Source organism: Parasphingorhabdus sp., assembly GCF_049667325.1.
Classification (GTDB): Bacteria; Pseudomonadota; Alphaproteobacteria; order Sphingomonadales; family Sphingomonadaceae; genus Parasphingorhabdus.
Window position 1 is genome coordinate 19,413 of sequence record NZ_JBATHY010000076.1, and the last position, 18,550, is coordinate 37,962.

Annotated in this window: 21 protein-coding genes; 9 read left to right on the plus strand and 12 right to left on the minus strand. The window is 56.4% G+C overall.

All coding sequences use genetic code 11. The features are described 5' to 3' along the window. Window positions 1-25: 25 nt before the first annotated feature. From WBM93_RS04270 to WBM93_RS04305, 8 genes are read right to left on the minus strand one after another with little or no spacing between them, the layout of a single operon-like run. A complete protein-coding gene (locus WBM93_RS04270) occupies window positions 26-175 on the minus strand; it encodes a DUF2474 family protein (RefSeq protein WP_424428609.1) in 150 nt (49 codons plus the stop codon). Beyond that, window positions 175-1,179, minus strand: a complete 1,005-nt coding sequence (gene cydB, locus WBM93_RS04275) for a cytochrome d ubiquinol oxidase subunit II (protein WP_424428611.1) — start codon at window positions 1,177-1,179, stop codon at window positions 175-177. Before cydB ends, WBM93_RS04270 begins: the two co-directional genes overlap by 1 nt. After that, window positions 1,176-2,597, minus strand: a complete 1,422-nt coding sequence (locus tag WBM93_RS04280; protein WP_424428613.1) for a cytochrome ubiquinol oxidase subunit I — start codon at window positions 2,595-2,597, stop codon at window positions 1,176-1,178. The genes cydB and WBM93_RS04280 overlap by 4 nt, the downstream gene beginning before the upstream one ends. Further along, window positions 2,594-4,363, minus strand: a complete 1,770-nt coding sequence (locus WBM93_RS04285; protein ID WP_424428616.1) for a SulP family inorganic anion transporter — start codon at window positions 4,361-4,363, stop codon at window positions 2,594-2,596. The genes WBM93_RS04280 and WBM93_RS04285 overlap by 4 nt, the downstream gene beginning before the upstream one ends. Before the next feature lie 7 nt (window positions 4,364-4,370). Beyond that, window positions 4,371-5,642 carry an NAD(P)/FAD-dependent oxidoreductase gene (locus WBM93_RS04290; protein ID WP_424428618.1) on the minus strand — a complete coding sequence of 424 codons (1,272 nt, stop codon included), beginning with the start codon at window positions 5,640-5,642 and terminating at the stop codon, window positions 4,371-4,373. 28 nt (window positions 5,643-5,670) lie between these two features. Continuing rightward, window positions 5,671-6,078 (minus strand): DUF6691 family protein, encoded by a 408-nt coding sequence (locus tag WBM93_RS04295; RefSeq protein WP_424428620.1) that lies wholly within the window; start codon window positions 6,076-6,078, stop codon window positions 5,671-5,673. After that, a complete protein-coding gene (locus WBM93_RS04300; RefSeq protein WP_424428622.1) occupies window positions 6,075-6,515 on the minus strand; it encodes a YeeE/YedE family protein in 441 nt (146 codons plus the stop codon). The genes WBM93_RS04295 and WBM93_RS04300 overlap by 4 nt, the downstream gene beginning before the upstream one ends. Further along, window positions 6,515-7,432: an MBL fold metallo-hydrolase gene (locus WBM93_RS04305; protein ID WP_424428625.1), complete on the minus strand. Its 918-nt coding sequence runs from the start codon at window positions 7,430-7,432 to the stop codon at window positions 6,515-6,517. The genes WBM93_RS04300 and WBM93_RS04305 overlap by 1 nt, the downstream gene beginning before the upstream one ends. Before the next feature lie 100 nt (window positions 7,433-7,532). Between WBM93_RS04305 and WBM93_RS04310 the strand changes: the two genes are divergently transcribed. Genes WBM93_RS04310 through WBM93_RS04320 form a run of 3 tightly spaced genes read left to right on the plus strand, consistent with a single transcriptional unit; the run spans window position 7,533 to window position 9,440 of the window. Continuing rightward, window positions 7,533-8,165 carry a peroxiredoxin gene (locus WBM93_RS04310; protein ID WP_424428627.1) on the plus strand — a complete coding sequence of 211 codons (633 nt, stop codon included), beginning with the start codon at window positions 7,533-7,535 and terminating at the stop codon, window positions 8,163-8,165. Continuing rightward, on the plus strand, window positions 8,162-8,560 hold the full coding sequence (locus WBM93_RS04315; protein WP_424428630.1) for an ArsR/SmtB family transcription factor: 399 nt from the start codon (window positions 8,162-8,164) through the stop codon (window positions 8,558-8,560). Before WBM93_RS04310 ends, WBM93_RS04315 begins: the two co-directional genes overlap by 4 nt. A gap of 16 nt (window positions 8,561-8,576) precedes the next feature. Next, a complete protein-coding gene (locus WBM93_RS04320) occupies window positions 8,577-9,440 on the plus strand; it encodes a class I SAM-dependent methyltransferase (protein ID WP_424428633.1) in 864 nt (287 codons plus the stop codon). 68 nt (window positions 9,441-9,508) lie between these two features. On the opposite strand, the gene WBM93_RS04325 is transcribed toward WBM93_RS04320, so the two are convergent. Continuing rightward, complete coding sequence (locus WBM93_RS04325; protein WP_424428635.1) at window positions 9,509-10,237, minus strand: DUF3833 family protein; 729 nt, start codon at window positions 10,235-10,237, stop codon at window positions 9,509-9,511. After that, window positions 10,238-10,486, minus strand: a complete 249-nt coding sequence (locus WBM93_RS04330) for a YdcH family protein (protein ID WP_424428638.1) — start codon at window positions 10,484-10,486, stop codon at window positions 10,238-10,240. A gap of 280 nt (window positions 10,487-10,766) precedes the next feature. On the opposite strand from WBM93_RS04330, the gene WBM93_RS04335 reads away from it, so the two are divergent. The 6 genes from WBM93_RS04335 to WBM93_RS04360 all read left to right on the plus strand — a co-directional run bounded on the left by WBM93_RS04335 (window position 10,767) and on the right by WBM93_RS04360 (window position 16,141). Then, window positions 10,767-11,945 carry a Yip1 family protein gene (locus WBM93_RS04335; protein ID WP_424428641.1) on the plus strand — a complete coding sequence of 393 codons (1,179 nt, stop codon included), beginning with the start codon at window positions 10,767-10,769 and terminating at the stop codon, window positions 11,943-11,945. An 87-nt stretch (window positions 11,946-12,032) separates the two neighbouring features. After that, complete coding sequence (locus tag WBM93_RS04340; protein WP_424428644.1) at window positions 12,033-12,797, plus strand: LCCL domain-containing protein; 765 nt, start codon at window positions 12,033-12,035, stop codon at window positions 12,795-12,797. Between the two features lie 83 nt (window positions 12,798-12,880). Beyond that, the gene (locus tag WBM93_RS04345) at window positions 12,881-13,336 is read left to right on the plus strand and encodes a hypothetical protein (protein ID WP_424428647.1); all 456 of its coding nucleotides are present in this window, start codon (window positions 12,881-12,883) and stop codon (window positions 13,334-13,336) included. A gap of 93 nt (window positions 13,337-13,429) precedes the next feature. Further along, entirely contained in the window at window positions 13,430-13,855 is a 426-nt protein-coding gene (locus WBM93_RS04350) for a hypothetical protein (protein ID WP_424428650.1), read from the plus strand. A 134-nt stretch (window positions 13,856-13,989) separates the two neighbouring features. Next, the gene (locus WBM93_RS04355; protein WP_424428652.1) at window positions 13,990-15,162 is read left to right on the plus strand and encodes a thiolase family protein; all 1,173 of its coding nucleotides are present in this window, start codon (window positions 13,990-13,992) and stop codon (window positions 15,160-15,162) included. Between the two features lie 49 nt (window positions 15,163-15,211). After that, window positions 15,212-16,141, plus strand: coding sequence for an acyl-CoA thioesterase (locus WBM93_RS04360; RefSeq protein ID WP_424428655.1), 930 nt, complete (start codon window positions 15,212-15,214; stop codon window positions 16,139-16,141). Window positions 16,142-16,144: 3 nt separating this feature from the next. Here the strand turns inward: WBM93_RS04360 and WBM93_RS04365 are convergent, their stop codons facing one another. After that, window positions 16,145-17,887 carry a class I adenylate-forming enzyme family protein gene (locus tag WBM93_RS04365; RefSeq protein WP_424428657.1) on the minus strand — a complete coding sequence of 581 codons (1,743 nt, stop codon included), beginning with the start codon at window positions 17,885-17,887 and terminating at the stop codon, window positions 16,145-16,147. Between the two features lie 30 nt (window positions 17,888-17,917). Then, window positions 17,918-18,550 (minus strand): 3-hydroxyacyl-CoA dehydrogenase family protein (locus tag WBM93_RS04370; RefSeq protein ID WP_424428660.1); only part of this gene is annotated, 633 nt, incomplete at its 5' end.

An 18,550-nucleotide genomic window follows, 5' to 3' on the forward strand; every position in this document is an offset into this window, starting at 1 on the left:
CGGTCCGGGGCTTGCCGCTGAAGCTTTAGGTCTTGATCCAGAGCCGGATAAAAAATCCGACCGTGCCGATTGTCAGCACGCCCATCGCCCAAAAAGCCAACATCCAGAGCAAGCGCTTGGGCAATGGTGCGCCATCGGCACTTTTGCCTTTGGTCGAAAGCGGATCAAAAGCCACTAGTGGTAACCGTCCGATCCAACCTTGCCGCGAAACACCCAATAGGCCCATGCGGTATAAGCGAGAATGACCGGCACCATGATGGCAGCACCGACCAGCATGAACATCTGGCTTTCATATGGTGCGGCGGCTTCCCAGATCGTGACACGGCCGGGAATAATATCCGGCCACATCGAGACACCGAGACCAACGAGACTCAGGCCAAACAGCCCGAGCGCGTAGAAAAAGGGTGCGGCTTCCTGGCGTTTGGACAGGCTGCGGAAAAACAACACCGAGATGATGAGTGTCGCGAGCGGAATTTGAGCGGTCGCCAAAACACCGGGATAGGCCAGCCAGCGGGTATAATATTCACCTTCCAGAAACGGTGTGGCGGCGCTGACGGCAATGATGGCCAGCAGCAGCAAGATACCGAGGCGACCGGCATAGCTGTAGCACTGGCGCTGCAAAGGTCCTTCGGTCTTCCAGATCAGCCAGCAGCAGCCGAGCAATGCGTAGCCGGCAAGCAATGCAAAGCCGGCCAGCAGGCTGAACGGGGTCAGCCAGTCCCACCAGCCGCCCGCATAGGCGCGGCCTTCGACAGTAATCCCTTGCAACAATGCGCCGAGGGTGATGCCCTGGGCAAAGGTTGCTACAACCGACCCGGCGGTAAAGGCAAAATCCCAGCGGGCGCGGTGGGCCGGGTCCCGCCAGCGGAATTCAAAGGCCACGCCGCGCAGGACCAGCCCCAGCAGCATGGCGATCAGCGGCGCATAGAGTGCTGGCAGGATGATGGCATAGGCAAGCGGGAATGCGGCCAGCAACCCGCCACCACCCAGTACCAGCCAGGTTTCATTGCCATCCCAGACCGGCGCGATGCTGTTCATCGCCGTGTCGCGATCCGGGCCGACCTTGAAATTGGGAAACAGGATGCCGATGCCGAGATCAAAGCCGTCCATGATCACATAGACGACAACGGCAAAGGCGATAATTCCCGCCCAGATGACGGTCAGTTCGGTGCCGCTCATGTTGCTGCTCCTTCGTCATGATCGCCTTCGAGCACCGCCGCTGCGGGTGTGATCCCTGCCGTACGAATGGGAGCGTCGTCAGGCGTTGGTTCGTGGGCTTCCGGAGTCTTCGCGGCGAGCTTGAACAGATATACGATGCCTGCACCGAAGACGATGAAATAGACGACCACAAATGCCGCCAACGAAGTTGCCACCGCTGGAGCATCGAGCGGCGCGGCGCTCTCGCTGGTGCGTAGAAGGCCATATATGGTGAAGGGCTGGCGTCCGACCTCGGTTGTTACCCAGCCGGCCAGCACGGCGATAAAGCCCGAGGGTCCCATCGCGATGGCCGCTCGGTGCAACCACGGCGAGTCATAGAGTGTCTTGCGCGACCGGGCGAACAGGCTCCACAGGCCGATGCCGAGCATTGCAAAGCCAAGGCCGACCATGATCCGGAAAGACCAGAACACGATCCCCACCGGCGGTTCGTCCTGGTCGGGAATCGTATCAAGCCCGGCCAGTGGCGCGTTTGGATCATGTTTGAGGATCAGCGATGATGCCTTGGGAATTTCAATGGCATAATCGACGCGCTTTTCCTTGCTGTTGGGAATGCCAAACAGGATCAGCGGCGCGCCGTCGGGATGGCTTTGATAATGACCTTCCATCGCCATGACTTTGACTGGCTGGTGCTCGAGCGTATTGAGGCCGTGCAAATCGCCCATGAATATCTGGGTTGGAGCGACCAGCGCTGCCATCCACATGGCCATGGAGAACATTTTGCGGGCGCCGGGGTTGGTCTTGTCCTTGAGTAGGTGCCAGGCCCCGACCGCTCCGACCGCAAAAGCCGTGGTCAGATAGGCCGCGAGCACGGTGTGGACCAGTCGATAAGGAAAGCTGGGATTCCAGACGATATCCCACCAGCCCGCCGCGGGCACATATTGCCCGACATCGTTGATCGCAAAGCCTACCGGCGTCTGCATCCAGCTGTTCACCGACAATATCCAGAAAGCGGATATGAATGTGCCGATCGCAACAGCCACTGTGGCGACGAAATGCAATTTGCGGCCAACCTTGTTGATGCCGAACAGCATCACACCCAGAAAACCGGCTTCGAGGAAAAATGCCGTCAGTACTTCATAGGCCATGAGCGGGCCGATAATCGGTCCGGCCTTGTCGGAAAATACCGACCAGTTTGTGCCGAACTGATAGGACATGACTATGCCGGACACGACGCCCATGGCGAACACCACAGAAAAGATTTTCAGCCAGTAGCGATACAGGTTGGCATAAACGCCATTGTCTGTTTTCAGCCAGAGTCCTTCCAGGACTGCAAGATAGCTGGCGATGCCGATGGTGAATGCCGGAAACAGGAAGTGGAAGCTGATTGTAAAAGCGAACTGTATCCGCGCGAGATTGATTGCGAGATCATTTTCAATCATATCAGGCCTCTTGCCATCCAATTGTCGTTGCTGTTGTCGACGTCATCTTCCTTGTCTGCAATTGCAATTAACGCAGAATAGGCTGCATTTTGCGAAAGAAAGACTTTGCCGGACAATTGGTCGAGAAAATGCGAGCGTTCCAACCGGTCCATCACCGGACCTTTGACTTCCGATAGATGGAGTGAAATTCCGCCATCTTCGAGCCGGTGATTGATTGCCTCGATACTTTCCAGCGCCGATGCGTCTATCGCGTTGACCGCCGAGCACATCAAGATGACATGGCGGACGGTTTGCTGTTCGGCCACCTGTTCGAGAATGAATTCCTCCAGCCAGCGGGCGTTGAGATAGGTCAGGCTTTCATCGATACGGATGGTCAATACGCGGGGATCGACAAAAACCTTGTGGCGATTCACGTTGCGGAAATGCTCGGTTTCGGGCACCCGCCCGACGATCGCGGCATGGGGACGCGAGCTGCGCCACAGGAACAGCGCCAGGCTGAGGCCAACACCTGCGATCACGCCTGGCTCCACGCCAGCAAGCAGTGTGACGCCAATGGTTGCCGCCATCGCCGCAAAATCCATTTTCGAATAGCGCCAGATCGTTACTGGGGTCTTGAGATCCACCAGGCTTAGAACTGCTACAATGATGGTCGCTGCCAGGGTGGCGATGGGAAGCGAAGCGAGAAACGGCGTGAGAAACAGCGCTGCTATGGCAATACCGATCGCGGTGAAGGCACCCGCGGCGGGCGTCTCCGCGCCCGCGTCAAAATTCACCACCGAGCGTGCAAATCCGCCGGTAACCGGATAGCCGCCCGAGAAAGCTGCGGACAGATTAGCGGCCCCCAGACCGATTAGTTCCTGATCGGGGTCGATCCGCTGACGCCGCTTGGCCGCCAGTGTCTGGCCAACAGAAACCGATTCTACAAATCCGATTATGCTCAACAGCAACGCGGGGATGGCCAGCGTTTTCCAAAGTTCCAGATCAATCAGCGGCACTGAAAAGGGTGGCAGGCTTTGGGGGATATCGCCGACGACGCTGACGCCTTTGGCTTCCAGACCAAGGACCACCGTGGCGATTGTGGAAACGGCAACCGCCCCGATCGGCCCGGCCTTGGCGATCAGTTCAGCCGGGCGTGAGGGAAGACCAGCACGCATCAGCAGGGGCTTCAAGCCTTTGCGGACCCAAAACAGAAAGGCGGTTGCAGAGACACCGATGATCAGCGTCGGGAGATTGGTTGTCCCGATGGTTGCGACGATAGTGGATACCAGTTCGGGCATGGCTGCCCCGCTCGCCTTGATGCCAAGGATCGACTTGAGCTGGCTGGTCGCGATGATGATACCGCTGGCGGTGATGAAACCCGACACGACCGGGTGGGAAAGCAGATTTGCCAGAAAACCAAGCTTGAAAATACCCATCAGCAGGAGAAACAGGCCGGAAAGCAAGGCCAATACCAGAGCCGCTGCGATAAATTCAGCGCTGCCCGGAGACGCAATGGCGCTCGCTGCGGTCAAGGTCATCAGCGACACCACGGCAACCGGTCCGACCGCCAATGTCCGGCTGGTCCCGAATATAGCATAAGCAATCAGCGGCAGGATCGAAGCGTAGAGCCCGATTTCCGGTGGCAGTCCCGCCAGCATTGCATAGGCCAGGCTTTGCGGGATCAGCATGATCGTCACGATGATCGCGGCAACGCCATCATTGGTTAGCGTTGTGCTGTTATAGCGGCTGCCCCAATCGAGGATCGGCAAATAACGGGATAATTTCATCGCTGTCTCAATCCGCGCCGATGCGGTGGGGCCGGGCCATCCATTCGCGTCCCTTGAGCATGCCGTGCCAGTAGACTGGCGGGAGTATCGTATCCTTGAGCAGCCACGACAGTCGCGATGGGCGCGTGCCGTCGATGAGCCAGTTGGGAAAGCTGGGGAGCAGTTTTCCGCCATAGCCGAATTCGGCCAGCACGACCTTGCCGCGCTCGACGGTAAGCGGGCAACTGCCATAGCCATCATAATCGGCCACCGCCGGCTTGCCCTCGAGGGCGGCGAGGGCGTTGACGGCAACGACCGGGGCCTGCTTGCGCACGGCTGCCATCGTCTTGGCATTAGGCGCGTTGCAGGCATCCCCGAGCGAGAAAATATTGACATATTTCGTATGCTGCAAGGTGGCCGGATCGACATCGACAAAGCCGCTTTCGGCTGCCAGCGGGCTGGACCGGACAAAATCGGGAGCGACTTGCGGCGGGACGACATGGATCATGTCGAAGGCCATCTCGACTTCTTTGGTCTCTTCACCATGTTTTTGCTTGAAGGTCGCGATCCGGGCCTCGCCATCGACGGCGACCAGTGTGGATTCAAGGTTCAGATGCGCGTTGTAGCGCTCGACATATTCCATCAGCGCCGGCACATATTCCTTGACCCCGAAGAGCGCCGCGCCGTTATTGTGAAACTGCACGTCAATATTGCCTAAAACACCTTCTTTCTCCCACTTGCTGCAGGATAGATACATCGCCTTTTGCGGTGCGCCGGCACATTTTATCGGCATCGGCGGCTGGGTGAACAAAGCTGTCCCGCCGGTCAGTTCTTTCACCAGACGGAATGTATAGGGTGCGAGATCGTAACGGTAATTGGAGGTGACGCCATTATTACCCAAAGCCTCAGGCAGGCCGTCAATTGCTTCCCAATCGAGTTTGATGCCCGGACAGACGATCAATATGTCATATCCGATTTCCTGTCCGTCAGCGGTGAGAATGGAACTGGTGTCAGGATCAAAGGACGTGACCGCAGACTGGATCCACTGCGCCCGATCCGGAATCAGGTCCTTTTCCTTGCGGTGCGTGAATTCCGCGGAAAATGCTCCGCCGCCGACCATCGTCCAGCCGGGTTGATAATAATGGTCGTCAGCCGGGTCGACAATCGCGAGCGAGATTTTCCTGTTGCGCTTCAGTATGCTGGCAGCAGTCGCAATGCCGGCTGATCCACCGCCGACTATGACGATATTGAACCGGTTGGCGTTAGTGTTTGACCTGGTAATTTTAGACCTGCTCGTCATCCTATATCCTTCCGTTCCATGTCTCTGGCTAACCTGTCACACGATGCACGACCATGCCAGCCAGCAAGGCGATAACAAAGGCCAAGGCGGGCAGGGGATTGATCGCCAGGTCGGCAACACCGGGCCCCGGACAGAGACCGCTAATGCCCCAGCCGGCGCCAAACAGCACAGCACCGATCGTCAGCTTTCGATCAATCACCGTTGTGCCGGGGAGCGAGAATTGTGCGTCGGCAAGCGGCTTGTCGAGCCGCCTCTGGATGACCCAGGCGATGGCCATCGGGATCATCGCCCCGCCCATTACGAAAGCAAGCGTCGGATCCCAGTGGCCGAACAGATCTAGAAATCCCTGGACGCGGGCGGGATCGGCCATGCCCGAATAGGCAAGGCCAGCGCCGAATAGTGTTCCGGCGAACAGGGCGACCAGAATCTGTCTCACAACAAGCCTCCTGCGCGCATCAGCGCAACCGTGACAAATCCGCTGGCCATGAATATGGCCGTGGCGATCAGCGAACGGGGGGACAATCGCGACATTCCGCAGACGCCGTGGCCACTGGTGCAGCCTGATCCAAGGCGCGTGCCATAGCCGACCAGCAAACCGCCGATGACCAGAGGAATGATCGAAGATGGAAAGCGGGTTTCGACCCCGCCGGTGACCGCCGATAAAATCAGCGCGCCTAGCGGCAGACCAATGACAAAGGCGATGGCTATGCCGCGCGGTGTCCCGCTATCGGCAATTCCGGTGGCGCGGGCGGCCAGTCCGCTGACTCCGGCGATGCGGCCCAGGCCAAGCAGCATCACTGCTGCGGCCACACCGATCATCAGTCCGCCGATCAGTCCTTCCAGCGGCATGGCATGGGGAAATGCAGCGAGCATCAGACGCCGTTCAACGGCACTTTGAGGTAGCGCACGCCATTGTCTTCAGGCGGCGGCAAATGACCCGCCCGCATATTGACCTGTACAGACGGCAGGATCAGCCGCGGCATATTCAGCGTCTTGTCCCGCTCGGTCCGCATTTTGACAAATTCATCTTCACTGACCCCGTCATGGGCGTGAATATTGCCTTTCCGCTGTGCTGCAACGGTGGTCTCCCAGACATATTCGGTCCGGCCCTCCGGCAGATAGTCATGACACATAAACAGGCGGGTGGTGTCGGGAAGCGACAAGAGCCTACGCATGGACTGGTAAAGCTTGCGAGCATCACCGCCCGGAAAATCGGCGCGGGCGGTCCCGTAGTCGGGCATGAACATGGTATCGCCAACAAAGACCGCATCGCCGATGACATAAGCGATATCCGCAGGTGTATGGCCGGGGACATGCATCACGGTCACGTCGATGGTCCCGATCTTGAATGTATCGCCATCGGCGAACAGATGATCAAAATCCGATCCGTCACGCTGGAATTCGGTCCCGGCGTTGAACAATTTTCCGAATACTTCCTGTACCGTGACAATATGCTCGCCAATGGCAATTTTGCCGCCGAGTTTTTCCTGCAAATAGGGCGCTGCCGACAAATGATCGGCATGAGCATGGGTTTCGAGCAGCCATTCGACCTTCAGGTCCAGCGTGTTCACATAGACAATCACTTCATCGGCGGACGCAAATGTGGTGCGACCGGAAGCCGGATCAAAATCGAAAACACTGTCGATGATTGCGGCACATTTGGTCTCCGCGTCATGTACAACATATGTAACCGTGAAGGTTGGCAGGTCAAAGAACGCCTTGATCACAGGGGGGTTCTGCCGGGCACGGGAAATCTGTTCTGTTGCGTGAGCCAATATCGAATCAGTCATCAAAAAATTCCTCACATTCATATTTACATGTAATATGTAATCGATTATATATGTCCCGTCAATATGCCAACAACAGCAATTCTCAGGAGCGGCCGAGTCCATGACAGACGAACTCAAGTTGAAGCCTTGCGCATTGCATATTGGCGACGTGGCACCGGATTTTGAAGCGCGCACAACCCATGGACCGGTCAAGCTGTCCGATTATCGTGGACGGTGGCTGATCTTTTTTTCGCATCCGGCCGATTTCACACCGGTATGCACGACCGAATTTGTCGCTCTTGCGCGCCATCAGGAGCAGTTCGAGGCGCTGGATTGCTCTTTGCTCGGTCTGTCCGTGGACAGCCTTTACGCCCATCTCGCCTGGGTGCGCGCCATCGAGGATCGGTTTGGCGTCAAAATAGGCTTTCCCATCGTTGAAGACCCCAGCATGGCCGTCGGTCGCGCTTTTGGCATGATTGATGAAAATGCCTTGGATTCTGCAGCGATGCGGACCAGTTACTTTATCGATCCCCAGGGCATTGTCCGGGCGACAACATGCTATCCGCCCAATGTCGGACGCTCGGTCAAGGAGATGCTCCGCATGCTCGCTGCGCTACAAATGGCAGACGACGGGAATGTGCTGACACCGGAAGGGTGGCAACCCGGGGAAGATGTTCTCGAGATTCCTTTGCTTTCGGCAAATCACATCAGCCGTGAGGAAGACTGGTTCTGCCATTCGGTAAAAGCGCCATGACCGCAATTTTTGAAAGTCGCGACCACGCGGACGCCGCAACGGAAAAGCTGAAAGTCTTTGCCCAGCCGCAGCGGTTGATGATCCTGTCCTATCTGTTGCGCGGCGAGAACACGGTCAGCGAAATCGATGCTGCGACGGGCATCGGTCAACCGGCGCTCAGTCAGCAGCTTGCTACACTCAGGCGTTCGGAGATCGTCAAAACACGCCGTGAGGGGAAACAAATCTGGTATGGTCTCGCTGATGATGCCTCCCGTCTCTGCGTTCAAACGATGGAGGCCTTGTTGATCGACAAGCCCGATCCGCAACGGGTGATGGAGGCGGCGGCTTCGCGCGGCCTGCCAGCGGAAAAACCTCTGACCGGCGCCGGAGCGGCGGGCTTCGCTAAAATTCTATAGGATAGGAACATCGTCCATGAGTAATGAAGATCTGCAGCCCGAAGCGGTGAAGCCGGAAGACTGGGCGGGTGAAATGGGCTTGAAATGGCTCACCAACCTCTCCTCGTTCGAGCAAATGATCGCTCCTATTGGCGACGCCTTGCTGGCGCGCGCCGATTTTCAGCCCGGAGACAATGTGATCGATCTGGGTTGCGGCGGCGGTGCCACGACGATTGCTATTGCCGGGATGGTGAGGCCTGTCGGCAAGGTCATGGGTGTCGACATTTCGCCTGACCTCACTGCAGCGGCACAAGCGCGCGCGGCAGAGGCTGGTGCGACGAATATTGAATTTACCTGCGCTGATGCATCCACTGTTACGTTGCCGGACGCGCCCTATGACCGCCTGTTCTCCCGTTTCGGCAGCATGTTTTTCGAGGACCCCTTTGCCGCCTTTCAAAATCTGCACGGACTTCTGCGCAAGGGCGGGCGCATTGATCTGGCGATATGGGGACCGCCGCGAGATAATCTGTGGATGATGGAGATGATGGGCGTTGTCAGAAATCACGTCGAGGTTCCTCCAGCAATACCCCGCGCGCCGGGACCATTTGCTTTTGAAGATCTTGAGTATCTGGGCGAGATATTGAGTGGCGGCGGATTCACCGAGGTCGACGTTGTCGCCTATGAAGGCCTGCAACCCGTCGGCGGTGTTGGCGCGACACCCGAAAAAGCCGCCGAATTTGCGTCAGCCGCAATGGCGACTGGCCGGTTGTTGAGTGACAAGGGCGATGCCGTAATGAAAGCCGCCCGCCAGGAACTGACCGATCTTTTTGCTCGGCATTATGTTCCGGGCAAGGGCGTTATGATGCAGGGGAAAGTCTGGTTGGTGTCTGCGATCGCGTGAGATTCCGGGGGTTGCCAAGTTGATGCTATCGGGCATCCTTGCCCTCCAGAAGTGCGATCGGTATCAAACTATCGAGAGATTTTTACGATCTCCTCATCCAGCACAGCAACCCTGATACCCAGTTTTCTGACCAGCATGATGTTCTTTGCCGACTGTCCGTCGGCAGCAAGAAAAATATACTGATCAACCGGAAAGCCTCCATCCATCGTGAAGGATATGTGCATCCGGTTTCCCTCAACCGAGATTTTAACCGGACCGCTGGCGTCGCTCAACGATCCACCATATGAATGGTCTCCCAACCGGTGAATACGCCAGCTGCGTTTGCGGGGTGGCTTTTGACCTTCCAGCACCTCTTGGTTCAAGACGAGAGCTCCGCCATCGTCCATTATCCCGTGGCCATGGACGATGACGGGTATCGGTGACGATAGAATCTTTTTCAAATTCCCGCGGCCTTCTGTCCGGCCAGAGAAGAATATCAGCGGATCGAAGACCGGCGATGATGACGCCAGTGTTTGTGGCACGGGGAATGAGGCGCAGCCTGCCAGGGACTGGACCAGGAAACACATAGCGATAATGTGAAACATACAGCGAACTGAATCGGTAAAATAGGTTCGCCTGACTCCAGCCACGCGCACCAACTGATGTACGTACCAGAACCAGGCGGTCAAAAAATCTAACATTGCTGCCAACGGAGAGTTAACGCGGCGAGCGCCGTGTCCCTCAAGAGATATCGAAGCCATTTTTAGTTTTAATGGCAAATGGTAGCGCTTTTCGATGCTACCTTGGCCATCTCGCATTCACGCCGCTTTGGCTTTGGCAATCATGGTCGCGACTTCGTCCAAATGCTTCAGCCGCTGCTTTTTCAACTCTTCGCTCCGCTCGTCAGAAGCCGCCTCAACCTCAGCTTCAATGCGGTGAATTTCTTTGTTTATGTCGTGATAGCGATCTGAAACTGTCCGGAAATGCCCGTCTGACAGCTTCAGTTGGTGGAGAATATCGCCGTCGTTCGGAAACTCGGTATGGAGATCATGCAATACGTGACTCATTTATATTCCTTTGGTGCAATTGATTCATTTTCTCGAACCGGAGCAGGATAAAGTCCGGCTACCCCAACCTAACCCTGCGCCTTATCGCACAAGGAAATATTCGTAAGCACCGCTCTCTCATATCAGGAATTCTACTTACTCCCGCTTTTTGCAAGAAAGCCAAAATTGCGAATAGGATCTATTTGCCCGAATAAGACACGGAAATAATTGCATTTACTTTTTCGTATTTTCCGATCATCTACGCCTTGGGTCGTAACCATGTAAATTTTGAGGTGGTTATATGAACGAAGAACATGTCGGAGCACCATTGTTGCAGCGGGCCAAGGCTATAATATTGCAACCTCGTCAAGAATGGCCGGTCATCGAAGGCGAAACAGCAGGCATCGCATCTGTCTATAAATCCTATATCATTCCGTTGGCGGCGATCGGGCCCGTTGCCGGGTTCATTCACGCTGTTGTGTTCGGGAACAGCTTCTTCGGGATCACCCACCGGCCGTCTTTCCTTTCAGCCCTGTCATCTGCTGTGGTCAGTTATATATTCACCCTGATCGGCGTTTTTCTGATGGCATTGGTGATCGACTTTCTGGCACCCCGTTTCGGCGGTACCGCGAACCGGAACAACGCCTTCAAGTTGGCCGCTTATAGCGCGACCGCGGCGTGGATCGCCGGGATCTTCCAGCTGGTGCCCGGCCTCGGAATGCTCACCATTCTCGGATTATATGGATTATATCTTCTCTATGTCGGCATTCCGGTCCTGATGAAGGCACCGGAAGACAAGGCCGTCATCTACACCGTGGCGATCGTTGTTGTCGGCGCGATTGCGGGAATGATCTTCAGCGTGGTTCTGGCCCCGCTGATGCTGATGACCAGTTCGGTACCGGACGCTTCCGACGGAAGCTTGTCCGGTAGCGTCAATGTGCCCGGTGTCGGATCGCTCGATCTGGGCAAGCTGGAAGAAGCCAGCAAAAAAATGGCTGCGGCCAATGAACGGGCGCAGAGCGGGAAGGCCACCACACTGCCATCGAAACGTCTCGCCGCAATGCTACCGGCCGCGCTGCCGGGCGGGATGGTCCAGACCAATTCACGTTCTAGCGGATCGTCGGTCGGCGGCGTCGGAGCGTCCAGCGCCTCAGCCAGTTATGGCGATGGTGATAAGAGCATCGATCTGATCATTACCGACCTGGGTGTTGCAGGAAGCCTCGCTGCACTGGGCAATGCAATGAATATGGAATCAGAAAGCCAGAACGGAACCGTGATCGAAAAAATGGGTAAAATCGACGGCCGCCTCACGACAATCCGCTATGACAGCGCCAGCAAGGACGGCCGCTACGGGATGATCGTGGGTGACCGTTTCAACGTCCAGGCCGATGGCTATGCCAATTCCATAGCGGACCTGCGCGCGGTGCTGGATCAGATCGATCTTGATGCTTTGGAAGCTATCGCAAGATCCGGAGAGTGAGGGGTCCCCGAGGGGATTGTTGATGTTGGGCCATATTGAGGATCAACTTGCCGTCTCTTCTAGATTTAACGATGAAGGAAACTCCGAATGCAAATGCCAATTTTCAGATCGATTTTCTCCGCGATAATATTCGTTTCGGCTGCTCTGGCGTCTCCCGCTCTGGCCGCACCGGCCAGTCCGCCGACCCCGACTCAAAAAGCACAGGATATCGGGGTCTGTGCTGCTCCGACCAGCTGGGCCAAAACGGACAAGCTGCTGACCTGTACTTGTCCGGCAGGTTTCGATATCTCGACTTCGCTGTGGGGAACCGACATCTACACTGCCGACTCTTATATCTGCTCCACTGCGCTCCACGCTTCGGTTATTGATCGCAGCGGCGGGCGGGTGACGATACAAATGCTGCCCGGCCAGAATAATTATGCCGGCACGGTGCGCAATGGCGTGTCGACGCGCAGTTACGGGGCATATACCGCCAGTTACAGCTTTGTTAAAGCATCTGTCGCGAGTTCGGGCGGCGTTGATTCACGCGATCCAGTACGGCCTGTCGCCAAGATTGCTGGCGAAAATATCGGTGAATGCAAGGGCGCGACCAAATGGCGCGGGACCGGCAAGACCCTGAGCTGCACCTGTCCGGCAAATTTCTCGGTCAACTCGCCAATATGGGGATCTGGCATTTACACCGATGACTCGTTCATCTGCAAAGCAGCCCTGCATGCTGGGAAGATTGGCCGTTCCGGAGGGCAGGTTTCAATCCAGATGCTACCCGGACAATCTTCTTATACCGGAAGCAAGCGCAACGGAGTCAGCACGTTGTCCTACGGCAGCCATTCGGGCAGCTACCAGTTCAACTAGTCGGTTCGACAGGGCCGCGAAACGGTTTTGATGCCACTCTCCGGAGTCATCGGATTTCGGATTAGCGAAACAGGGAAAATAAGATGAAAAAATGCACCGTAATTTTGAAGATAGTGACGCCGATATTGCTGGTGACGGCATGTTCAGATGATAAGCAGCAATCTGAGGCCGTCGTCAAAGGTCCGGTGGAGATCAGCGAGATCGAATCGACACCGGATTTTCTGCCCAAGGATATGGAGTGGATGCCCGAAGATATCTGGCTCCCCGCCGATTTCGAGCCCAAGCAGAGCCAGAGAATAAATCCGATGGCCGAAACATACGTCTTGCGCGGTATTACGCAGATGACCGCCGCAGAATTATTGGCCACTTACGAAGACCGCATGGTTGCGGCCGGATATGAACTGCCCCCCGTGGAAAAACCGAAGCCGGGCATGATGATTTTTCGCGGAAACGGTCACGGGACTGTCGTGATCGATGTCCGGGATGATGGCGTTAAACGCGAGCTGGTGGTTAGCGTCGAAAATGCGTCCGGAAATTAGGGCTGATTTCGATTGTAAAAGGACGATGCAGACACATTGGTCCTTCAAAATATCCAATCAGCTATCCTTCTGTTATTTCGTTAGGAATCAGTTATGAAATTTCGTGCAGCGCTTATCCTTCCCCTGCTCCTTTCGGCTTGTGGTCAATCAGAAGAGCAGGGGGCGACATCTGCCGAGAACGGCGAAGAGACTTCCACGGCGCAAGTTGCCGGCCTGACTCCGGCCTATCTCGAAGGCCAATGGTGTTATACTCACAGCCTTATCGGTGACGAGCGGAGCGATGAAATGCTCAGCTATATTTTCGCGCAAGACGGAACATTGTTATACCAGAACAATCCATCAACCGAGATCGAGAAGCCGGGCACCTATGCCATCGATGGCGGCAGCATAAAAATCGAACCAACCCTGGCTTTCTTTAACATGCAGCTGGAAAGCCTGTCTCAAGACGAGATGGTGTTCAAGATGGCATATGGATTGATGCACTGGTCTCGCGGAGCCTGCAAGGCACAGGCGATGTGAATCGATTCGGGACTTCGTGCCCAGATATTTGTTCATTGCGGATATCTTGACAAGATTCCAAATGAATCTAGGCCGACATATTCAAATGTGATTCAGTCAAGGCTTTCGCTTTGAACATCAAAGGAGAATGCAACATGCGCGAAGCTGTCATCGTATCCTACGCCCGCACCGGTCTTGCCAAAGCTGGCCGTGGTGGTTTCAACATCACACCACCAATGACGATGGCGGCTCATGCGATCAAGCACGCGGTTGCCAAATCCGGCGTTGACGGTGATTTTGTCGATGATTGCCTGCTGGGTAATGTGGCGCATGCGGCTCCCAACATCGGGCGCAATGCCGCGCTTCTCGCCGGCCTTCCCAAAACGACGGCCGGTGCAACCATCAATCGCTTCTGTTCGTCCGGCATGCAGGCCATTGCGATGGCGGCAAATCATATTCGCGGCGATGGCGCGGATTGCGTTGTCGCTGGCGGGGTTGAAAGCATTTCGATGCAAGGGCCCCGGGCACCGGAAGGCAGCATTGACCAGGAAATATTGAAAATTGCCCCGGCGATCTTCATGCCGATGATCGAGACCGCCGATATTGTCGCCGAGCGTTACAATATCAGCCGCGAATATCAGGACGAATATTCCCTGCAATCGCAGCAACGGATGGCGGCAGCCCAGGAAGCAGGGCTTTTTGCCGATGAAATCGTGCCGATGCAGACCAAGATGAAAATGGTCGATCGAGAAACCAAGGAAGAGAGCATCGTCGACTACACGGTCGACCGCGACGAGTGCAATCGCCCGACGACGACATTGGAAGGCCTGGCCAAATTGCCGCCGATCATGGGACCAGACAAATATATCACCGCCGGAAACGCCAGCCAGTTGTCGGACGGCGCCGCCGCGGTCCTGTTGATGGAGGTGAAAGAGGCGGAACGCCGCGGACTGGAACCACTGGGGCGTTTTGTATCCTGGGCTGTGGCCGGATGCGAGCCGGATGAAATGGGGATTGGTCCGGTGTTTGCCGTTCCCAAATTGCTCGAGCGACAGGGCCTGACCGTCGACGATATCGATATCTGGGAACTGAACGAAGCCTTTGCCAGCCAGTGTCTTTACAGCCGTGATCGTCTGGGCATCGATCCGGCCAAATATAATGTCAATGGCGGCTCGATCTCGATCGGTCACCCGTTCGGCATGACCGGTGCGCGCTGTGCAGGACATTTACTGCAGGAAGGCCGCCGTCGCGGTGCCAAATGGGGCGTTGTGACCATGTGTATCGGCGGCGGGCAGGGTGGTGCCGGCCTATTCGAGATATATCCCTGAACGCTCGTTCTATTCACAACTGGGCGCATATTAAGGAATAGAAGCAGTTTTGGAAAAATTAACAGACGAACAAGTCGAACGCCGGCTGTCGGACGCTTTGGCCCATCGCGCTTCCGTGCCTGCGGAGAAGCTCATCGCCGGATTGCTCCGCACCTTTGATTTGACGGCAGAAACAGATGACGAGTTTATATTTCCCGCGCTCAATTCAACCACGCGTGAACGGATTTTTGGCGGTCAGGTGATTGCCCAGGCGATTGTTGCCGCGGATCGCACAGTCGATGATGAAAAGCGGATTCATTCGCTGCATTCCTATTTCTTGAGGGCGGGCGACGAGACAAAACCGTTGCACTTTCAGGTTCATCGAGACTTTGACGGACGCAGCATTTCCAACCGCAGGGTTGTTGTCCGGCAGGATGACAAGGTCATCTTCAATCTGACGGCCTCCTTTCAAACACCCGCAGAAGGGCTCAACCATCAAATAGCGCTGCCGGATGTTCTGCCACCCGAACAATGCATGAGCGCGATCGAACAAATCGCCCGGAACCCGCAGATATCGGATGATTATCTCGAACGAGCAAGCTTGCCGCGGCCCTTTGATGTGCGCGTTTCTCGTCCCGGCGGCAAGTCTCGGACTGCGCGCCAATATCAGTGGTTCAAGACCGTAGCACCCCTGCCGGATGATCCGCTGACGCACCGGGCAACGCTGGCCTTCGCCTCCGATATGGGACTGCTCTCGACCTCGATGATCCCGCACGGACTGCACTGGACGACGCCGGGCCTGTTCTCGACCAGCCTCGACCATGCCATGTGGTTCCATGGCGATTTCAGGGTCGATCAGTGGATCTGCTATGTGATGGACAGCGACTGGACCGGTCATGCACGCGGCCTCAATCGCGGTTCACTGTACACAGAGGACGGGCTTTTGGTAGCGACCGCTGTGCAAGAAGGTATGATCCGCCTAGCCCCTAAAGCCGTTTGAACGTCAGAAAAGCGATTTCAGGTCCTTCTTCAAGATCTTGCCGTTCGCGTTGCGCGGCAGGCTGTCGGTTCTGAACAATATTTTTACCGGCACTTTGAAACTTGCAAGCCGTTCGCGCACCCACATCTGCAATTCCGCTTCACTGGCGGTTTGTCCGGGAACCAGTTGCACAATCGCAGCCGGTTCTTCACCCAACATCTTGTGGTCGATACCGATCAGCGCGGCATCCATAACGGCAGGGTGATCATAAAGGACATTCTCGACCTCGGACGAGTAGATATTCTCCCCGCCGCGGATGATCATGTCTTTTGCTCGGTCGACAATATAGCAAAATCCTTCATCGTCCAGTCGGGCCAGATCTCCGGTACGGACCCAGCCATCGACAAAAGTTTCGGCAGTTGCTTCGGGACGTCTCCAATAGCCCTTCACAATCATCGGGCCACGCGCCCAAAGTTCACCGATCTCGCCGATCGGCATTTCCTGGCTTCCATCCTCGCTCATGACCTTCAGGTCGGCAGCGGCGACGGGCGGACCACAACTGGTCGGCCGATTGAGATAATCCTCCGCGCTATGGGTGGTAACCGTTGCGGTTGTTTCGGTCATGCCCCAGCCATTGCCGGGCAGCGCGCCAAAGACTTCATATATTTTGCGGGCCAGTTCCGGTGCAGAAGGCGCCCCGCCGTAGCTGATCGAATCGATCGAACTAAGGTCATAATTTTTGCGTTCCGGATGTTCGATCAATTGCCATGCGATAAACGGCACACCGCCGGTTGCATTGACCTTTTCCCGCTCGATGATTTCCATCGCCTGCAATGTGTCCCATTTATGCAGGTAGATCATCTTGTGCCCGCCATGAATGGTGGGCATCATGATTGCCGAACAGGCGGTACAATGAAACATGGGGACGACCGTCAAGCCGACCCGGACCGTCGGTGCGGGCAGTTCATTTCCCCGGCGCAACGCCGCAGCCGCTCCGGAATAGCCGACCGAAAGGGCATTGGTGGTCAGGTTGCGATGACTGCCGAGCGCGCCTTTGGGTTGTCCGGTCGTGCCGCTGGTATAGAAAATCGTGGCCGGGTCATCCGGTGCAACGGCCACGGAGGGCAGGTTCCGGTCCGGAAGGTCACCGTAATCATTGGGCCGACCGATAATCGCTTCCAGCGTTCGGGCGGGAGCGGCCAATGCGCTTTGGCTGCGTGCGACGATGATATGTTCGAGCTCGGGCAGGTCGGCCAGATGGGGAGAGATACGATCCCATCTTTCGGCGTCGCAGAGCAAGACGCTAGTCTGTGAGTTTTCCAGTCCGAAAACCAGCTCTTGATCGGTCCACCACGCGTTGAGCGGGACAACGATGGCACCGATCGACGCTGCAGCAAAGAAAACCACTGGCCATTCGGGCAGGTTGCGCATCGCCAGCGAGACCCGGTCTCCCTTGGACACGCCGATTTTCTGAAGCTCCACCGCCAGAGCGGCGACAGCACGATACCAGTTGGCATAGGTGACGCGCTCATCTTCGAAAATCAGAAATTCGCTGTCACCATGGCCCCGGGCATGTTCGGCAAGCGCCGCGAGACTGGGATGGGCGTTTTTCCAGACGCGGGTCGCAACGCCGTCGATATCGACCATTTCCATTTCGAATGGCTGGCCCGGTGCACATAATAACGCTTTCACTTCTTCGCGCGATCGCAGGGGCCATCCGGCAGGCGGCGTCCACTTTTCCAGCGGATCTATTGCTTGAGTTGCCAAATCATTCTCTCCTAATCGATAAACATAAACCTATCCGTTGAATTTTTCGCCTTTGCTCGCCTTGTTCCGGAGCATATCGGCGACCGGCAGATTGTGCTGCTCCAGTCCGGCAACGACCTTGTCGAGACCGACCGTGTCGGCCCAAAACATCGGCCCGCCGGTATACAGCGGCCAGCCATAGCCGTTGATCCAGACGACATCGATATCGCTGGCGCGCTGTGCCATGCCTTCTTCGAGGATTTTGGCCCCTTCATTGACCATCGGATAAAGCAGCCGCTCGCGTATCTCGTCCTTGGAAATGTCGCGTTGGTCCTTGCCCGCCTTGGCTGCGAATTCGGCAATGATCTGTTTGACTTCATCAGAGGGCGTGCGTTGACGCGCCTGATCATAGTCATAAAATCCCTTGCCGACTTTCTGGCCCCAGCGACCGACGGCACAAAGCGCGTCGCGCATGGTTTCGATGCGTGCCGGGTCACGATGCCAACCGATATCGATACCGGCCAGATCGGACATCTGGAATGGTCCCATCGGAAAGCCAAACTCGAGCAGAACATCGTCGACTTCCCAGTAATTGGCCCCCTCCATCAGCATTGCATTGGCCTGTTCCTGACGCGGGCTGAGCATCCGGTTGCCGATAAAGCCGGGGCAGACACCCGAGACTGC